The organism is Bradyrhizobium lablabi (genome assembly GCF_001440475.1).
Taxonomy (GTDB): domain Bacteria; phylum Pseudomonadota; class Alphaproteobacteria; order Rhizobiales; family Xanthobacteraceae; genus Bradyrhizobium; species Bradyrhizobium lablabi.
Window position 1 is genome coordinate 41671 of sequence record NZ_LLYB01000085.1, and the last position, 16879, is coordinate 58549.

A 16879-nucleotide genomic window follows, 5' to 3' on the forward strand; every position below is an offset into this window, starting at 1 on the left:
GCGAAGCAATCCATCTCACAGCGCCGAGATAGATGGATTGCTTCGTTGCTTCGCTCCTCGCAATGACGACGAAACGCTTCACCCGTGATCAGGCGGATCAAAGGCCCGGATCGGCGGCAACGCCCCCTCATACTTGTCGCACTCGACCACCGTCACCTGGCCGCAGCAGCCTTGCGCCAGTCGCGATGTGCCGATGTCGCGGGTGAGGACATTTGGATTGCCGTGGACGCAGAGCGGCTGCTCGGTCGTACCAGGCTCCGGATCGTACCAGGCGCCGGTGGACAATTGGACCACGCCGCGCATGACGTCGTCGGTGACAGTAGCGGCAGCGAGGCACGCGCCGCGGTCGTTGAACAGCCGGACGATGTCGCCATTGGCGACGCCGCGGCGCCTGGCATCGTCAGGGTGGAGGCGGACGACTTCACGGCCAGCAACCTTGTTGGACTGGCTGTAGGCGCCGAAGTCGAGCTGGCTGTGCAGCCGGGTCGCCGGCTGGTTGGCGATCAGTGTCAGCGGGTGGCGTGAAGTGGGCGGTTCGGTCGACGGCAACCAGGCCGGATGCGGCGGGCAGTCGTCGTAGCCGAAGCCTGCAATGGTTTTCGAATAGATCTCGATCTTGCCGCTTGGCGTTGAAAGCTTGTTGCCTACGGGATCGGTGCGGAAGGCGCGAAGGAAGCCGCCGTCATCGGGCCCCGAGGGCAGCGCCAGTTCGCCGCGTTGCCAGAATTCGTCGAAGTCAGGCGCTTCCCAACCGGCCTCGGCCAGCGCGCGCCGCGTCGGCTCGTAGAGATGAGCCAGCCATTGCCGGCTATTGCGTCCTTCCGTGAAGGCCTGCTCGACGCCCAGCCGCCGCGAGAGGTCGGCAAAGATGTCAAAATCATCGCGCGCTTCGCCAATCGGGTCCACCGCCTTGCGCATCGCGATCAGTCTTGGATCAGTGCCGGCGGCGCCGATATCGTCGCGCTCCAGCGTCATGGTCGCGGGCAGCACGATATCGGCGAATTTTGCCATCGGCGTCCAGGCGCTTTCGTGCACCACGATGGTTTGCGGGGCGTTGAAAGCCCGCCGCATCCGGTTGATGTCCTGATGATGATGGAAAGGATTGCCGCCCGCCCAATAGACCAGCTTGATGTCGGGATAGGGCATGGAACGGCCGTTATAGTCGAACGGCTCGCCCGGATTGAGCAGCATGTCGCTGACGCGCGCAACGGGGATGAACTCGCTGACGCCGTTCTTGCCCTGCGACAGCGTCGGTATAGGAACGGCGTTGAGCCGGCGGCCGGTGTGTCCGAGCGCGCCAAGCGCGTAATTGTATCCACCGCCGGGCAGGCCGATCTGGCCGAGCATGGCTGCGAGCACTGCGCCCATCCACACCGGCTGCTCGCCATATTGCGCCCGCTGCAGCGAATGCGAGACCGCGACCAGGGTGCGCCCGCGCGGCAGACGGTGCGCGAGGTCGACGATCATGCCGGATGAGATGCCGGTGATGTCGGCCGCCCATGCGGCCGTCTTCGGCGTGCCGTCGTCACGGCCGAGCAGATAGCGTTCGAAGTTTTCAAAACCGGTGCAATAGCGTTCGATGAAGGCCTTGTCGCAGAGATCTTCGGTCAGGAGCGTGTGCGCGAGCGCCAGCATCAGCGCGACATCGGTGCCGACTTTGATCGGCAGCCATCGCGCGTTGGCTTCTTCCGGCATGTCGTCCCGCAGCGGGCTGATACAGTAGAACGCCGCGCCGCGGCGCGCGGCCGTCGCCATCGCGTCGCGCTCGATGTGGCGGCTGATGCCGCCGCTTGCGACATGCGAGTTCTTCAGCGCCATGCCGCCGAACGCCAGAACAATATCGCTGTGTTCGGCGATCTGATCCCAGGTCACGTTGTGGCGCGAGACGGCCTCATAGCCGCCCATCACATGCGGCAGGATCACGGCCGAGGCGCCGGCGCTATAGCTGTTCACCGAGCGCACGTAGCCGCCGAATGCCATGTTCAGGAAGCGATGAACCTGGCTCTGCGCGTGATGAAAACGGCCGGCGCTGGACCAGCCGTAGGAGCCCCCGAAGACCGCGGCTGCGCCATGTTCAGTTTTGACCCGCGACAATTCGCTCGCCAGCAGGTCGAGAACCTTGTCCCACGAGTATTCGACGAATTCCTGATCGAACGTGCGCTCGGTGCGCGCGCTGCGGTCCAGCCATGCCTTGCGGACCATCGGCCGCAGGATGCGCGCCTTGTGGCGCATCGCGGTGGTGAAATTCTGCAGGATAGGCGAGGGCGCCGGGTCACCCTCGTAGGGCGTGACATCGAGGGTTTCGCCATTCCATCGCGCGGAGAAGGCGCCCCAGTGCGCGCTGTGCGGCGCCCAATCGTCTGCGGCCTGATCCATCATTTACTCCAGATTGTCGCTACCCGGTCTGCGTCACGCAGTTCACCCACAACACCACCGCTTTCGCATCTTCCGCGGGATTTGAGAAGCGATGGGGGCGGCGGCTGGCAAAGCGGAAACTGTCCCCTTGCTTGAGGCTCCAGGTTTCGGCGTCCACCGTCAGCGTCATCTCGCCTTCCAGCACCAGCCCCGCTTCCTCGCCGTCATGCGTATAGAGTTCGTCGCCGGTGTTGCCGCCGGGCTCGAGGTGCACGAGAAACAGATTGAGGCGGTTTTCCGTTCCGGCCGGGCTCAGCAATTGCTTGGAAATGCCGGTACGCCACAGTTTTAGTTCGGCGCGCTGCAACTGGCGCGTCACCACGCCGCCGGAACCGGCATCATCGCTCGGCTTCGAGCCGAACAGCGCGGCGATGCCGACGCCGAGCACATCGGCGAGCGTGGCCAGCACGCGCAGCGAAGGCGACGACAACCCGCGCTCGATCTGGCTGAGGAAGCCGATCGACAGATCGGTTCGGTCGGCAATCGTCTCCAGCGACAATTTGTGTTCGCGGCGCAGGTCGCGAATGCGGCGGCCGACCGCAAGGTCCATCGCCGGTTCGGCCGGCCGGGCGGCGGGCTTTGCCTTCGGCGTGCGCGCTGCCTTTCTCGGCTTGGGCGTTGCTTTCTTTATTCTCCTGCCACCGCTCACGTCAGACTGCTTTCTTCATATGCATGAAAATGGCTTGCAATAGTCGGGGAACTGTGACCACAATTTCATATTGGTGAAAATAGGCCCGAACGGCGTTGCCCGCAACTTCTTCTGTCAAGGCCAGGCGGGCGGGGCCGGATCGGTGTCCGGTTTCAGGAGGGTGTGCGATGGCTCTGAAGCGTCTCGTTCAGGCCGCGGTGGCGGCTCTGGTTCTCACTGCCGCGATGCCGGCATCCGCGCAGCAGGTGCTGAAGGTGGGCTCGACGCCAACCGGCGTGCCCTTCACCTTCCTCGACACCAAGACCAACAGCATTCAGGGCATCATGGTCGATCTCATCACCGAGATCGGCAAGGACGCCGGCTTCCAGGTGCAGATCGAGCCGATGCAGTTCTCCACCCTGATCGCCTCGCTCACCTCGAACAAGATCGACATCATCTCGGCGGCGATGTTCGTTACGCCCGCGCGCAAGGAAGTGATCGATTTCTCCGAGCCGTTCTACAGCTACGGCGAGGGGCTGCTGGTGCCGAAGAGCGACAGCAAGGCCTACGCCAGCCAGGAAGATCTGAAAGGTGCGGTGGTCGGCGCGCAGGTCGGGACAGCTTTCGTCGATGCCCTGAAGAAGTCGGGCTTGTTCAGCGAGGTGAAGGCTTACGACACCATTCCCGACATCCTGCGCGACGTGAACGCCGGGCGTCTGAAGGCCGGCTTCGCCGATTACCCGATCCTCGCCTATAACCTCAAGCAGGGCGGATTCCCCGAGGCGCGCATCGTCGAGAGCTACAAGCCGACGACCGTAGGTGCGGTCGGCATCGGCGTGCGCAAGGGCGATACCGAGCTGCTCGCCAAGATCAACGCCTCGCTGGCGAAGCTCAAGGCCAACGGCACGGTCGAAAAGATCCTCGATAAATGGGGCCTGAAGGCGCAGGGGGCCTGATGCAGGCCTTCTGGCGCGACACGATCGAGTTCCTGCCGATTCTGATGAACGGTGTGGCGCTGACGATCATCGTCACCATCGGTTCACTGCTGTTGTCCACGCTGCTCGGCCTGATCTGGGCGTTGATGCGGGTTTCCGGCATCGGCGTTCTCTCGGGATTGAGCGCAGGGCTGATCAACGTCATCCGCGGCATCCCGATCATCGTGCTGCTGTTCTATCTCTACTTCGTGATGCCGGAGTTTGGCCTGACGCTGACCGCGCTGCAGGCGGCCATTCTCGGGCTCGGCATCGCCTATTCGGCCTATCAGGCGGAAAACTTCCGCGCCGGCATCGAGGCCATCGACAAGGGGCAGATCGAGGCCGCGCAGGCGATCGGCATGGGTTGGCGGCAGACCATGCGCCGCGTGGTGCTGCCGCAGGCGATCAAGATCGTGCTGCCGCCCTACGGCAACGTCATGATCATGATGTTGAAGGATTCGTCCCAAGCCTCGACCATCACGGTCGCCGAACTCGCCCTTCAGGGCAAGCTGATCGCGTCCTCGACCTTCAAGAACACCAGCGTGTTCACGCTGGTTGCGCTGATGTATCTCACCATGAGCATTCCGCTCATTCTCCTGGTCCGTCACTTCGAAAAGCGAGCGGGCCAGAAATGATCGAGCTGACCAACGTTCACAAGAGTTTCGGCAAGGTCGAGGTGCTCAAGGGCATCACGGCCTCCGTCGAGAAGGGCGAGGTGGTCTGCATCATCGGCCCCTCGGGCTCCGGCAAATCCACCATCCTGCGCTGCATCAACGGGCTGGAAAGCTATGACAGCGGCGACATCAGCGTGGAGGGCGCGCGGGTGGACCGCAATGCGCCTTCGATCGTTTCGATCCGCACGCAGGTGTCGATGGTGTTCCAGCGCTTCAATCTGTTTCCGCATCGGACCGCGCTGGAGAATGTCATCGAAGGGCCGGTCTATGTGAAGAAGGAGCCGCGCGCGGCAGCGCTGGAGCGCGGCCGTGCGCTATTGGCGCAGGTAGGGCTGGCCGAGAAGGCCGAAGTCCATCCGCCGCAACTGTCCGGCGGTCAGCAGCAGCGCGTGGCGATTGCCCGCGCGCTCGCGATGCAGCCGAAGGCTATTCTGTTCGACGAGCCGACCTCGGCGCTCGATCCTGAACTGGTCGGCGATGTGCTCTCGGTGATGCGCAAGCTCGCCGATGACGGCATGACCATGGTCGTCGTCACCCATGAGATGGGATTTGCCCGCGATGTCGCCGATCGCGTGCTGTTCATCGACGGTGGCGTGATCGTGGAGCAGGGGCCGGCGAAATCGGTCCTCAACCAGCCGCAGCATGCGCGCACGCAGGACTTTTTGCGGCGCGTGCTGCATCCGCTCTAAGCATCAAGTTGTTGTCCATGAACGCGCCTGTAACTTTGCCGCTGCCGCCAAGCCTCTACGCTGATACGGCGGTCGCGCCGACACCGACGCCACCGCTCGATGGCGACAGGAACGTTGCAGTCGCGATCATCGGCGGCGGTTTTACGGGACTGTCCACCGCGCTGCATCTGGCCGAGCAGGGCGTGAATGCGATCGTGCTGGAAGCGCAACAGCCGGGCTGGGGGGCTTCCGGCAATAATGGCGGCCAGGTCAATCCGGGGCTGAAGCACGATCCTGACCAGATCGAGGCGGATTTCGGCGCCGAGCTCGGCGGCCGCATGATCGAGTTCGCCTACGGCACCACCAACTACACGTTCGACCTGATCCGCCGCTACCAGATCCCCTGCGAGGCGCGGCAGAACGGCACGCTGCGCGCGGCCTATAACGAAGCAAGCGCGGCGGCGATCGAAGCGACCGCGAAGCAATGCATCCGCCGCGGCATGCCGGTGACGCTGCTGAACCGCGAGCAGATGCGCGAGATGACCGGCACCGACCGCTATCTCTGTGCCATGCAGGATAATCGCGGCGGCGATTTGCATCCGCTGAGCTATGCGCGCGGACTGGCGCGCGCCGCGATCGCGGCAGGCGCTGCGGTTCATGGCGAGACGCCGGCGCTGTCCTTGTCGCGTGAAGGAGCCGGCTGGCGCATCGAAACGCCGCGCGGGATCGTGCGCGCGGAAAAAGTGCTGCTGGCGACCAATGCGTTCACCGATAATCTATGGCCGGCGCTTCGGCGCAGCATCGTGCCGGTGTTCTCGTCGATCACCGCCACTGCGCCTCTGCCTGATGACGTCGCGCGCGAAATCATGCCGACGCGGCCGGTGCTCTACGAGAGCGGACACATCACGGTCTATTACCGCATCGATCAGCACAATCGTTTGCTGATGGGCGGGCGCGGGCCGATGCGCTGGATCAGCAAGCCTGCCGATGTTGCCTATCTCATCCGCTACGCCGAACGGCTGTGGCCGCGGCTGAAAGGCGTGAAGTGGACGCACGGCTGGAACAGCCGGCTCGCGATCACGCCCGATCATTATCCGCATGTGCATGAGCCTGCGGAAAACCTTCTGATCTCGCTCGGCTGTAACGGCCGCGGCGTTGCGCTTTCGACCGCGATGGGCGGGCAACTCGCGCGCCGCCTCATCGGCGGAAAGAATGCCGAGATCGACATGCCCGTTACGGGTATCAAGCCGATGCCGCTGCATGCCTTCTGGCCGATAGGCGTCACCGCCGCCGTCGTGGCGGGGCGGGTGCGGGACCGGCTCGGGATCTAGTAAGTCGCACTTTGGTTACCTGCGCGCGCAACGAGCAGGTTGACAACTTAAATACTCATAATTATGATAATCAAATATTTGATGATGGGTGAGAGTATGCGCCCCGCTGCCAGAAACCCTTCGCGAGACAAGCCGTCCGTGTTGATTCTTGGACGCGACGGAATTCCCATTCGCCGGATATTGGCTCCGCTGGTTCGGAGGCTCCAACAAGTCTGCCTGAGCATGATCACCACCGCCTTGAAAGAGGCCGACCTGGTGCAGCTGGAGTATGCCTTGCTGGTGTTCGTCGACGACGTGCCCGGCATCAGCCAGCAAGCGCTGTCGGAGGCGCTTGGAATCGACCGCAACAATGTCAGCCTGATCGCAGATAAGCTCGAAGCGCGGGGTCTTCTGAAGCGGGCGGTGAACGGCGCCGATCGGCGCGCTCGCGAGCTCTACATAACGCCGGAGGGCAGGAAGCTGTGGCGCGGCCATCGCGCCAAAGTTCGTCACGCCAACGATCGGATCCTGAGTACGCTGACGTCTGACGAGAAAGAGCAGTTTCTCGACTTGCTGGTGCGTGTGGTGGAAGGCAATCGTATCCATGCGCGCCCCGGGGGCGGACGGCGCAAGCGCGGTTCCGTCAAATCATCCGTGACTCAAGCGAGGCCCAGTCATGCCCCGTAGAGCGCTTTTCATACTTGCATCCTTGTTTGCGGCAGCCATCAGCGCTTCGCAGCCGCTTCTTGCCGAAGCGTGGCCGCAACGCACGGTCAAAATCATCGCGCCGCTTCCGGCCGGCGGTGCCACCGACCTGGCCGCGCGGCTGTTTGCCGAGGGGCTTTCCCGGCGCTGGGGACAACCCGTGGTCGTCGAAAACCGCCCTGGTGCTGACGCTATCGCAGGCGTCACGACCTTCGTGAGTGCTAACGATGACCACACGTTGCTGTTCTCGTTCGCCGGTCCGATAACAATCAACCCGTTGATACACGATAAACTGCCTTACGACCCTGTCCGAGATCTCGTGCCCATCGCGGCGGTCATCGATAATTTCTTCGCGATCGCCGTGTCCGCGAAAGCGGGCGTGCAATCGATCGACGCGTTCATCGCGGCGGCGCGGACGTCGCCCGAGCGTTTCAACTGGGCTGCCACCGCAGGTCTGCCGCACTATATCTTCCTGGCGCTGCAGAAGAAGAATGGGCTGAAGCTGACGCAGGTGCCGTATCGTGAGTTTGCGCCGGCGCTGCAGGATCTCGCCGAAAACCGCATTCAGGTATTGGTAACGGCGCCTTCCATCATGATGCCGGCGGTCGCAAGCGGCAAAGCTAGGCTATTGATGGTCACCAACCGCGAACGCTCGCCGATAGCTCCGGAGGTGCCGACTGCGATAGAAGCCGGCTTCCCTGAGCTCACTTTCGACGGCGTCGTCGGCTTCTTCGGCGGACGAGACTTGCCAACTGCCCTTCGCGACAGGATTGCCGGGGATGTCGCTGTCGTCGGTGGCAGCACGGAAGTCAATTCGCGGCTGCAGGCGGCTGGCGTAAAGGTCCGCGTCCTGCCGCCCGCGCAGTTTTCCAGCGCAATTGATGAGCAGCGCGCGAAGGTGCGCGAAATCGTATCGACAGACAAGACGCGCTAACGGTTGCCGGCACCGGTGGCAGGGAGGATGAACGATGTCTGCTCCGGAAAGCCGTTCTGGTGGCGCTTCGCCCAATCCGTTGTGGTCGTTGATTACCGGCTACATGCCGGCACGTGTGGTTCATGTCGCGGCCGAGCTTGGTATTGCCGATCTGCTTGCAACCGAGGCAAAGACGGCTGACACGCTGGCGCGGGAAACCAATACCGCATCGATGCCGCTTCGCCGGCTGCTGCGCGCCCTGGCGAGTATGGGTCTGGTCGAAGAAGTCGAGCCAGGAGGCTTTGCCTTGACGGCAGCGGGAAGCCAGCTTCGGTCAGATGTGCCCGGCTCGATGCGAAATGTCGCCTTGATGTTTGGTGGCGAGCGCGCCTGGAGATCCTGGGGTGAGTTGGTTCACTGCGTGAGAACGGGTGAGTCGGGCACGCGTCGCGTCTACGGCGTCGGGACTTTCGAGTATCTCGCCGCCAATCCCGCACAGGCTGCCATCTTCAACGGGGCCATGGCGGAAAATACCAGGCGGGTTACCGAGCTGTTGGTGTCTGCCTACGATTTCTCCCAGTTCCGGCGCATCGTGGATGTCGGTGGCGGCGACGGCACTTTGATGGTGGCGATCCTCGCTGCCAACGCGGCCGTGCGCGGCATGGTTTTCGATCTGCCGAGCGGGCTTGCGCAAGCGCCGCAGAAGTTGGCCGATGCGGGCGTTTCAGCGCGATGCGAAACTATCGCGGGAGATTTCTTTCATTCAGTGCCTGAGGCAATAGATGGCTACATCCTCAAATACGTCATTCACGACTGGGATGACGAGCAGAGCGTCGCGATCCTGAGCAATTGCCGCGAAGCCATGCACAGGACGAGCAAGATCGTGCTGATCGAGCGGATCATGCCGGAAAGGATGGAGGCGACGCCGATCCACCAACGGATAGCTTTGGCCGATATGAACATGCTGGCGATGCCTGGAGGACAGGAGCGCACCGAGCGGGAATATCGCAATCTCTTCGCTGCCGCCGGTCTCGTGCTGGAGCGCACGATCGCGCTGCCGGGATCAGAAATCAGCGTGATCGAGGCGAAGCGAGGGTGAGCGGCCGCTTTGGGATGCTGCCTCATTCGACTCCGGCTCGACTCGCGCGGAACCTCCGGCACCGGTGAACGTTCGCTTGCGTAAACGCTCACGCGGAGGAGGTTCATATGCGCAAGCAACTGCTGTTATCGACCGGAATTATCTGCCTGATGCTGGCCCCGGCCGTTTCCTATGGCCAGTCGCCGGGAGCAAGAGGCGAAGAGCAGAAACAGATGCGGCCAGGCGATTCCGGCAAGGGTGCTGCATCGCAAGAACGCGGGCAGGCTGCGGAACAAAAGGCGCAAAGAGGCCGCGAGGAAAGGGATGCCGGTTCCCGGCAAACTGAGGAGAGGGGCAGGGCCGCGCCATCGTCCGAGCGCCCGGCGACCGCAGCCGATGACAGCAGACGCGGCCGCGGCGACGACGCCAAGTCCAGCGATCGCGCGCAGGATTCTCGCTCCGGCGGTCGTGACGCGCAGACCGCACGCGAGAAGGACAGCAAGGACAGCAAAGGCAGCGCCGAGATGAAGCGCGACGCCGACCGCGAAAAATCGCGCGCGGAATCCGACAAGGCCAAGGAAGGAACCAGTTCTGCCCAGAAGGAGCGCGAGGGAACGACCACGACGCAGAAGGAAACCGGCCGCGATCAGCGCGACGGCTCGAAGAATGCTGCGGAGCAGGGCAAGGATACGAGCAAGGATGCGAACCGGCCGTCCACCGCAACCGACACCACGCGTACGCAGCCTTCAACCAACGCGCAGACTGGCCAGAGTCAGACAGGTCAGACCCAGACGGGCCAGATACAGACCAGCCAGCAGTCCAACATCTCGGTCGACAAGCAGACGCGGATTTCCCAGACCATGACGCGCGAGCGCCTGGCGCCACCCGAGCGTAATCTCAACATCGCGATCCGGGTGGGCGAGCCGATTCCGGAACGTGTGCGGGTTCACCGGCTGCCGGACACGATCGTCGCGATCGAGCCGGAGTACCGCGGTTATGATTACTTCACGACCGAGGAAGACATCGTCATCATCGAGCCGCGCACGCATCGTATCGTCAGCCAGATCCCGCGTGACGCCTCCCGCATTCGCGCCGCCGGCGGCGCGAGCGGCACGGCCGACACAAGCGGCACCAGCAGCTCAGGCAGTTACACCGGCACGATGGCTGCTGCCGGCGGCGCCTCGCCGTGCCGCATCATGCGGCGCGACACCGCGGGCAATGTCACCGAACTGACGCCGCAGACGGTCGGCTCGGCAGCGGCACAGCAGGAAACCATCAGCGTCACGGTCCGCGTCCCCGGCGGCGCCTCGACCGCGCCGATTGCACTGGGTGCTGCGGACGGACAGATCGTGGTGTCCGGCCAGAGCGGCGCCGATTGCATGGTGACGATCGAGCCGCAGACGCGGTAGGCGCGGTCCAGGCGCTTCGATCGAAGCAAAAAGAAAAAGTGCGGCATCACGGTGCCGCACTTCTTTGTTCAATCTGCTCGCAACGTGCGCCCGGCGCTTACCCCTCCGCCACGGCCTCGCTCCAGGCATGGAACGGCTCCGTCGCGCCGCTGTTGGTTTCGCCGTTTCGCATCACGATGCTGGGGCAGGCGAATTTCATCGGCAGGGCCTGGATGCGCGCTTCCTCATAGTCGAAGCGTTCACGCAGCGTCTCGCGCGCGGCCTGCGGCAGGCGGACGTCGCCGATCACGACCGCGCCCTCGCTGGCATCGATGCGGGGCTGATGGATCGCCGCGTCGAGGTCCATGCCAAAATCCATCACGAAGGACAGAAGCTGGCTCACGGCCGGCAGGATGCGGCGGCCACCGGACGCGCCGACCGCGACGCGGCGGCCGTCGGCCGCCTGCGCCAGCACCGGCGTGTAGTTGGTCAGGCAGCGTTTGCCCGGCGCCAGCGAGTTCGGCACGCCGGGTGTCGGGTCGAACCACATGATGCCGTTGTTCATGGTGATGCCGGTCTGGCCTGATACGAATTTGGAGCCGAAGGTCGAGAGCAGCGTCTGCGTCACCGCCGCCATGTTGCCGTCGCGATCGACCGCCGAGAAATGCGTGGTGCAGGCCGGCGCCAGCGCTTCCGCGCCGAGCGAACGTCGGCCGTCCTGGTCGCCCATGTCCTTCAGCCGTTCGCGATAGGCGGCCTGCAGCGCCGCTGCATAGGCGAGATAGGATGCCGCATCCGGTCCGCCGTGCGCGGGCTTGAGATCCTTCTGCAGCAGACCGAGCGTGCGCGAAAGCGTCGGGCCCGCGGTGAGCTCGGGCGTCGCAAACACCTTGCCGCCGCGATAGGAAATTGCGAGCGGCTCACGCAGGTGCGCGCGAAATGGCTTGAGATCCTCGACCGACAGCGCGCCGCCGGCGGACTGGATGTCGGCGGCGAGGCTGTTCGCCAGATCGCCCTCGTAGAAATCGCGCGGACCGGCATTGGCGAGCTGCGCCATCGTGTCCTTGAGCTTGTCCTGCGGCATGCGAATGCTGGACTTGATGCCCCATTGCGGATTCGGCGGCAGTCCGTCCTGCAGATAGGCGGCGGCGCTTGCGGGATAACGCCGCAGATCGACCGCGGCGCTCGAAATCATCACGGTCGTCCACCAGTCGACCAACAGGCCTTCGCCGGCCAGCGCGATGCTTGGCGCCAGCAATTCCTTCCATGGCAATTTGGCGTGGCGGCGGTGCGCCTCTTCCATGCCGGCGACCACGCCGGGAACTGCGATCGAGCCGGGGCCGTGAATGTTGCGGTCGTCCTTCACGCGCGGCCAGGGGAAGATGTCGGACGCCGCGCCGCCGCCGGCCAGCGGATAATCCTCCATCCGCAGGCTCGCCGGCGCGCGCATGCCGTAGTCGATCACCTCATAGCGGTCTTCGCGCGCGCGATAGAGGACCATCGCGCCGCCGCCGCCGGGCCCGCTCATCCAGGGCTCCAGCACGCCGAGCGCAAAGGTGGTCGCAATCACGGCATCGACGCAGTCGCCGCCCGCGGCCAATACCTCGGCGCCCACTTGCGCGGCCCGGCTCGATTGCGCCGCAACGATGCCGCCCTTGGAGGTGACCGCGGGTTTACGGATCTGCTGCGTGGTGGAGAACTGGTCGCGCATCGGATTTGGCCCTATTTTTAATGGTGTTTGTCGAGGCTGGCGCCTGATCGATATCAGCCTGTCGATAGCCGTTCTAGGCGAAATTCTGCGACCCAGGTAGAACCCTGCCGCGCAAGCGCTGATGTCTCGAAATCGTGCATTTCCGCAAGCTGCGGTTGACAAGATTTGGCTTGAAGAAATCTCCGCCCCGACGCACTCTTCTACGAGCGGTCAGCCTGGCGGCGGCTGGGCTGAGAACTGGCGTGCCACAGGCATGAGCACAATAGATGCCCCACGCTGCCAATTTTCTGCTTGACCGGCTTGCACCCGCGACCTTGGCGCGCCTTGTGCCTCACCTGTCGGTGGTTGAGATTACAGCCAGGGACATAGTCGCCGAACCTCACCAACAGGTACAGCGGGTTTACTTCCCGCATTCCGGCATCATCTCCAGCGTTGTCGAACTGGCCGACGGCGGCGCGATCGAGACCGGCATGATCGGCAAGGATGGCGTGTTCGGCGCGAGCCAGGCGCTCGATCACAAGATGTCGCTCAACCTGGTCACGGTTCAGATCAGCGGCAGGGCGTCGATCGTCACCTCGGAAAGGCTCCGCGCGCTTGCCGCCGAACTGCCGGATTTCAAAGCGGTGCTGGTGAAGTATGAGCAATTCTTTCTCTCTCAAGTGCAACAAACGGCCGCCTGTAATGCCGTCCATGACATCGAGGCACGCACCTGCAAATGGCTGTCGCGCATGTTTGATCTCGCCGGTCCCGATCTGCCGCTGACGCAGGAATTCTTCGCCGGCATGATGGGGGTCAGGCGCACCAGCGTAACGACCGTGGCCGGTGAGTTGCATGGCGCCGGGTTGATCTCCTACAGCCGGGGACGACTCCACATCCACAATATCAGCCAGATACGGAAGCGGGCCTGCGAATGCGATGAAGTCGTTCGCGGGCACTATCAGCGGATGTTTCGAGCTGATGAGGCCGACCAAGAGAACTCGTCATGACAGGCCGCTTGCGTGAGGGGCTTGCGGCAACGGTCCCGTTTGGCCTCAAAAATATTGGTCAAGTCATGAGATAAAGACGTGCGAAGCCAGCGTGGTTCGAATTGGCCTTGACGGCTGGCAATGGCACACTGGAAAACCAGTGAATTTTGTGCAGGGGGCTGGCTTGACCGCGGACGCATTCATTCATCTGCCCGATCTGCGAACGCGGGTAACGCACCCGGAAGAGTCGCTGCTGCGGCTGACGCCGGAAATGTTTGCGATGTGGGAGCAGCGGGCACGGGCCGCGGGATGGCCGGTGAGCTGGCGGTTGCCGGACGAGGTGATCGAGGCGTCGCGGCTTTCCGTGCTCGGCGATCACCCTGATGGCGACGATCTCTGGATCTATTGCTACGGCTCGCTGATGTGGGACCCCGGCTTTCATTTCGCCGAGGTGAGACTGGCGGACGTCGAGGGCTATCAGCGCCGCTTCACGCTGAAGATCAATCTCGGCCGCGGATCGCACGATTATCCGGCGCTGATGCTGTCGCTGGAGCCGGGCGAGGGATGTTGCCGGGGATTGGCGTTTCGCATCGCGGCGGATTCCGTGCACGCGGAATCCGCGATCCTGTGGCGCCGCGAGATGCTGCGCGGCGGCTATGCGCCGGGGATGGTGCCGATGCAGACGCCGCAGGGCCCGATCACGGCGCTTGCCTTCGTCTCCAACCGCGCGCATGCGAGCTATGTCGGCGAACTCCCGCTCGCCGAGACCGCGGCCATGATCGCAAGCGGGAGGGGCGTGCTCGGCACCAACCGGGAATACCTCGTGCAACTGGCGACACAACTACAGGCGTTGGGGATCGAGGACCCGTATGTCGAACAGTTGCACGCGCGGATGGACGCGGGCCTGACTGCGTGAGGACCGCCGTCATTGCTGACGGTCTCAGTCATCGCGTTCGCTCCTGTTGCGTCGCTGCAAGGATAGCTCACTTCCGCTTCCGGCGGCATAGCGGACCACCCAGGACTTGCCGCTGGCCCAATCCAGCAGTCGCGAATGAGCCAAAGGAGACATGCCGCAGCCGCTATCGGCGTCCGCTTTCAACGGGCAAATCGGACGCGCGGGGGCTTTCCCGTAATGCCGCCAGGTCGACGAAGCTTCGAGCCGGCGGCGGCTCCTTGGCAAAGCGCATAGCTGGGTACTTTGGTTTGATCTCATTCCAACGTTTAGTAATCGACTAACTTTCAGCGGCCGGCCATTTTTGAGTTGTATGTGCTCAAATTCGTTCGTTCCGACGCGTTTTATAAATATACCTGCCTGCTGAGTCGCCTAGCGGGCGGAATGAACCTGCATGGCTGCATAATCTTCCGTTATCACCGCTCAACCCGTGGCACATATCGGTGATGAGAACGCCCGTTGCGCTCCCGCCTACTCATGCAAAGGGGAAGCGCATGACGATAAAGCGTCGTCGTTTCAAACAATCCAAATCCCTCGAAGAACGCCTAGCCGACGAAGCGAAGCGCCTCCGCGAGCAAGCTGAATTGCTTCCACCTGGCGCGCTCCGCACGGAAGTCTTGCGCAAGGCCCTGCAGGCCGAGACCGGCTTGCATATGAGCGAATGGTTACGTCGCCCGGGTTGCAACCCCCAAGACAGGCGGCCGTCATGACCAAGCTGGACAATCGAGCCATCGCCAACATGGATTTGGCTTTGGAACAGGCCTGTCGCGTTTTCCCGCACGGCGGCGATCACGAGCGGCGCAGATACGTCGCGCAAAAATTGAGGTTGAGTGCCCGCAAGGGAAACACAACTTTCGACGGCCTGATCGCGGTGGAGCGGCGACGGTTCTGACGCGATCCCTGAGAAGCGGCCCCAACAGCGGGCTACGCTCTCGGCCATTGATCCTCAACGGACCTCCTGAACGGCTCGGCCGACGTCCGCTGCTGGGGGATAAGCTGAAGTAACCAGATTGCCGCCTGAAGTCGCCTTGTGGGCCCGTTGCGGACATCAACGCTCCGTCACTTCCGGCCAAGCGGAGGCTCCTGTACTTTCGGCCATGCGCATCTTTTAAGGCAATCGCGAAGCCGAAGGCTATCTCGGCTTGATGCTGAGGATATAGGCGACGACATCGTCGGTATCGGCGCGTGAGAGTATGAACCTTGGCATTCGGCTGTGGTTGGAACGCAGGAACTGTTTTAAAGAAAGCGCTGTGGTTGTCGGCCGGCTGGCAATGTCGGCAAAGCTCGGAGACCTTACTGCGCTGGGAGGCATTGTCGGAGTGACCTGATGGCAATTGCCGCAGATCGTCGTCGCAACGCGAAGGCCCGAAGACGTGTTGCCTGCTGGCGACTGAGCGAGCACCGACCCGTTCGCCGCTAACGCGGCGATGGCGCATGCAAGCCCAATTCCACGCATAGTGACCTCCCCGTCTTCTCCATTATCAGTTTCGATCATAGCGGACCTGAGCCTGCCCCAGAGACAGTTTTTTCCTCAAGTTAGTCGCGTGGTTGATCGCGCGCGCGTACGACCGGATCGAAACCGGGAAGCGCAAGCCTGCGAAGTGAAGACCAAGGGCAACGGCCGGATGTGGACGATCAGGCCCGGGCGAAGATCATTACATCTTCCCGGCGGCCAAAGGGCTTCCGGGAAGATCGGCTATTGAGTCCGTTGGATGCAATTTTTCTCAGCGTCGGGCCGTCAGCTCGTGGGACTTAGCACACGCGGCAATATCCCCAGGATGCGCAACAGCTGCCGCTCGCGCAGCCGACTGCGCAACCGACCGCGCAGGCACGGACCGCGCAGCCACGGCAGGCACGGACCGCGGCGCAGCCACGGCAGCCACGAGCCGCGCATCCACGGCAGCCACGGGCCGCGCAGCCACGGCAGCCACCGCATGCGCGGGCTAGCTGCACGCGGGTGCCAACGTCTTCCTTATCGAAGAGATGGAACGTGGCGAGACTGACGTCGGCCATTTCCTCTTCGCTGAGAACGATGCGCTGATTGGGTGACGGATTGTCAGATTGCGCGATATCAGCAGCGGGCATCGTGGATGCTGATGTGCTACCCAGCAGCGAAAAACCCAGTCCGGTAGCGCCCAGCACCGTCACGGTGGCGGCTTTGGTTGCGCGTTTCTGCTTCGAAGCTTGCTTGACCCGTGGCATGGTCTGCATCCTCCGTAAGTTCTTATGATAGCGCTTGGGGTTGCAAGTGTGCGCCCGGCAAGTCCGGCGCGCAAGGGTCTGTGCGATAAGTTACAAACCGTCCCATCGCATTCCCATTCATCTTCATGAACGAGATGAGCCAAATGCGCGTCAGCGGCCGAACAGCATTCGATAGGTCAGCATCATTGAACAATGTGCGTGCCACCTTCTAATGACATGGATCAAGCCGGTCGCCGTGACGCGCGCGACGTCCGGCGCGGAGTTACGACGGGGACAGCCACGAAGGCCGCGTAGAG

General features: G+C 63.2%; 15 protein-coding genes. 11 read left to right on the forward strand and 4 right to left on the reverse strand.

Annotation, left to right across the window (positions count from 1 at the left end):
• Positions 1-78: 78 nt before the first annotated feature.
• On the reverse strand, positions 79-2376 hold the full coding sequence (locus CQ14_RS23805; protein WP_245320472.1) for a molybdopterin guanine dinucleotide-containing S/N-oxide reductase: 2298 nt from the start codon (positions 2374-2376) through the stop codon (positions 79-81).
• Between the two features lie 19 nt (positions 2377-2395).
• Positions 2396-3064 carry a cupin domain-containing protein gene (locus tag CQ14_RS23810; protein ID WP_057860273.1) on the reverse strand — a complete coding sequence of 223 codons (669 nt, stop codon included), beginning with the start codon at positions 3062-3064 and terminating at the stop codon, positions 2396-2398.
• A 167-nt stretch (positions 3065-3231) separates the two neighbouring features.
• Between CQ14_RS23810 and CQ14_RS23815 the strand changes: the two genes are divergently transcribed.
• The 8 genes from CQ14_RS23815 (at position 3232) to CQ14_RS23850 (ending at position 10774) form a co-directional block, all read left to right on the forward strand.
• The gene (locus tag CQ14_RS23815; RefSeq protein WP_082650011.1) at positions 3232-3999 is read left to right on the forward strand and encodes an ABC transporter substrate-binding protein; all 768 of its coding nucleotides are present in this window, start codon (positions 3232-3234) and stop codon (positions 3997-3999) included.
• The gene (locus tag CQ14_RS23820) at positions 3999-4652 is read left to right on the forward strand and encodes an amino acid ABC transporter permease (RefSeq protein WP_057860274.1); all 654 of its coding nucleotides are present in this window, start codon (positions 3999-4001) and stop codon (positions 4650-4652) included. The genes CQ14_RS23815 and CQ14_RS23820 overlap by 1 nt, the downstream gene beginning before the upstream one ends.
• A complete protein-coding gene (locus tag CQ14_RS23825; RefSeq protein ID WP_057860275.1) occupies positions 4649-5380 on the forward strand; it encodes an amino acid ABC transporter ATP-binding protein in 732 nt (243 codons plus the stop codon). Before CQ14_RS23820 ends, CQ14_RS23825 begins: the two co-directional genes overlap by 4 nt.
• Positions 5381-5397: 17 nt before the next feature.
• On the forward strand, positions 5398-6690 hold the full coding sequence (locus CQ14_RS23830; protein ID WP_057860276.1) for an NAD(P)/FAD-dependent oxidoreductase: 1293 nt from the start codon (positions 5398-5400) through the stop codon (positions 6688-6690).
• A gap of 222 nt (positions 6691-6912) precedes the next feature.
• Complete coding sequence (locus tag CQ14_RS23835) at positions 6913-7356, forward strand: MarR family winged helix-turn-helix transcriptional regulator (protein WP_057860277.1); 444 nt, start codon at positions 6913-6915, stop codon at positions 7354-7356.
• A 22-nt stretch (positions 7357-7378) separates the two neighbouring features.
• Positions 7379-8308 carry a Bug family tripartite tricarboxylate transporter substrate binding protein gene (locus tag CQ14_RS23840; RefSeq protein ID WP_057860278.1) on the forward strand — a complete coding sequence of 310 codons (930 nt, stop codon included), beginning with the start codon at positions 7379-7381 and terminating at the stop codon, positions 8306-8308.
• A gap of 34 nt (positions 8309-8342) precedes the next feature.
• A complete protein-coding gene (locus CQ14_RS23845; protein ID WP_063800415.1) occupies positions 8343-9386 on the forward strand; it encodes a methyltransferase in 1044 nt (347 codons plus the stop codon).
• Positions 9387-9493: 107 nt separating this feature from the next.
• On the forward strand, positions 9494-10774 hold the full coding sequence (locus CQ14_RS23850) for a DUF1236 domain-containing protein (RefSeq protein ID WP_057860280.1): 1281 nt from the start codon (positions 9494-9496) through the stop codon (positions 10772-10774).
• Between the two features lie 97 nt (positions 10775-10871).
• On the opposite strand, the gene CQ14_RS23855 is transcribed toward CQ14_RS23850, so the two are convergent.
• Complete coding sequence (locus CQ14_RS23855) at positions 10872-12464, reverse strand: gamma-glutamyltransferase (protein ID WP_057860281.1); 1593 nt, start codon at positions 12462-12464, stop codon at positions 10872-10874.
• A gap of 266 nt (positions 12465-12730) precedes the next feature.
• Here CQ14_RS23855 and CQ14_RS23860 point away from each other — a divergent pair, with 266 nt between their 5' ends.
• The 3 genes from CQ14_RS23860 (at position 12731) to CQ14_RS23870 (ending at position 15273) form a co-directional block, all read left to right on the forward strand.
• Positions 12731-13450: a Crp/Fnr family transcriptional regulator gene (locus CQ14_RS23860; protein WP_057860282.1), complete on the forward strand. Its 720-nt coding sequence runs from the start codon at positions 12731-12733 to the stop codon at positions 13448-13450.
• Between the two features lie 163 nt (positions 13451-13613).
• Entirely contained in the window at positions 13614-14345 is a 732-nt protein-coding gene (locus tag CQ14_RS23865; protein WP_057860313.1) for a gamma-glutamylcyclotransferase, read from the forward strand.
• 742 nt (positions 14346-15087) lie between these two features.
• On the forward strand, positions 15088-15273 hold the full coding sequence (locus CQ14_RS23870) for a hypothetical protein (RefSeq protein ID WP_156435350.1): 186 nt from the start codon (positions 15088-15090) through the stop codon (positions 15271-15273).
• A 240-nt stretch (positions 15274-15513) separates the two neighbouring features.
• On the opposite strand, the gene CQ14_RS48575 is transcribed toward CQ14_RS23870, so the two are convergent.
• On the reverse strand, positions 15514-15876 hold the full coding sequence (locus CQ14_RS48575) for a c-type cytochrome (protein WP_488230449.1): 363 nt from the start codon (positions 15874-15876) through the stop codon (positions 15514-15516).
• Between the last annotated feature and the right edge of the window lie 1003 nt (positions 15877-16879).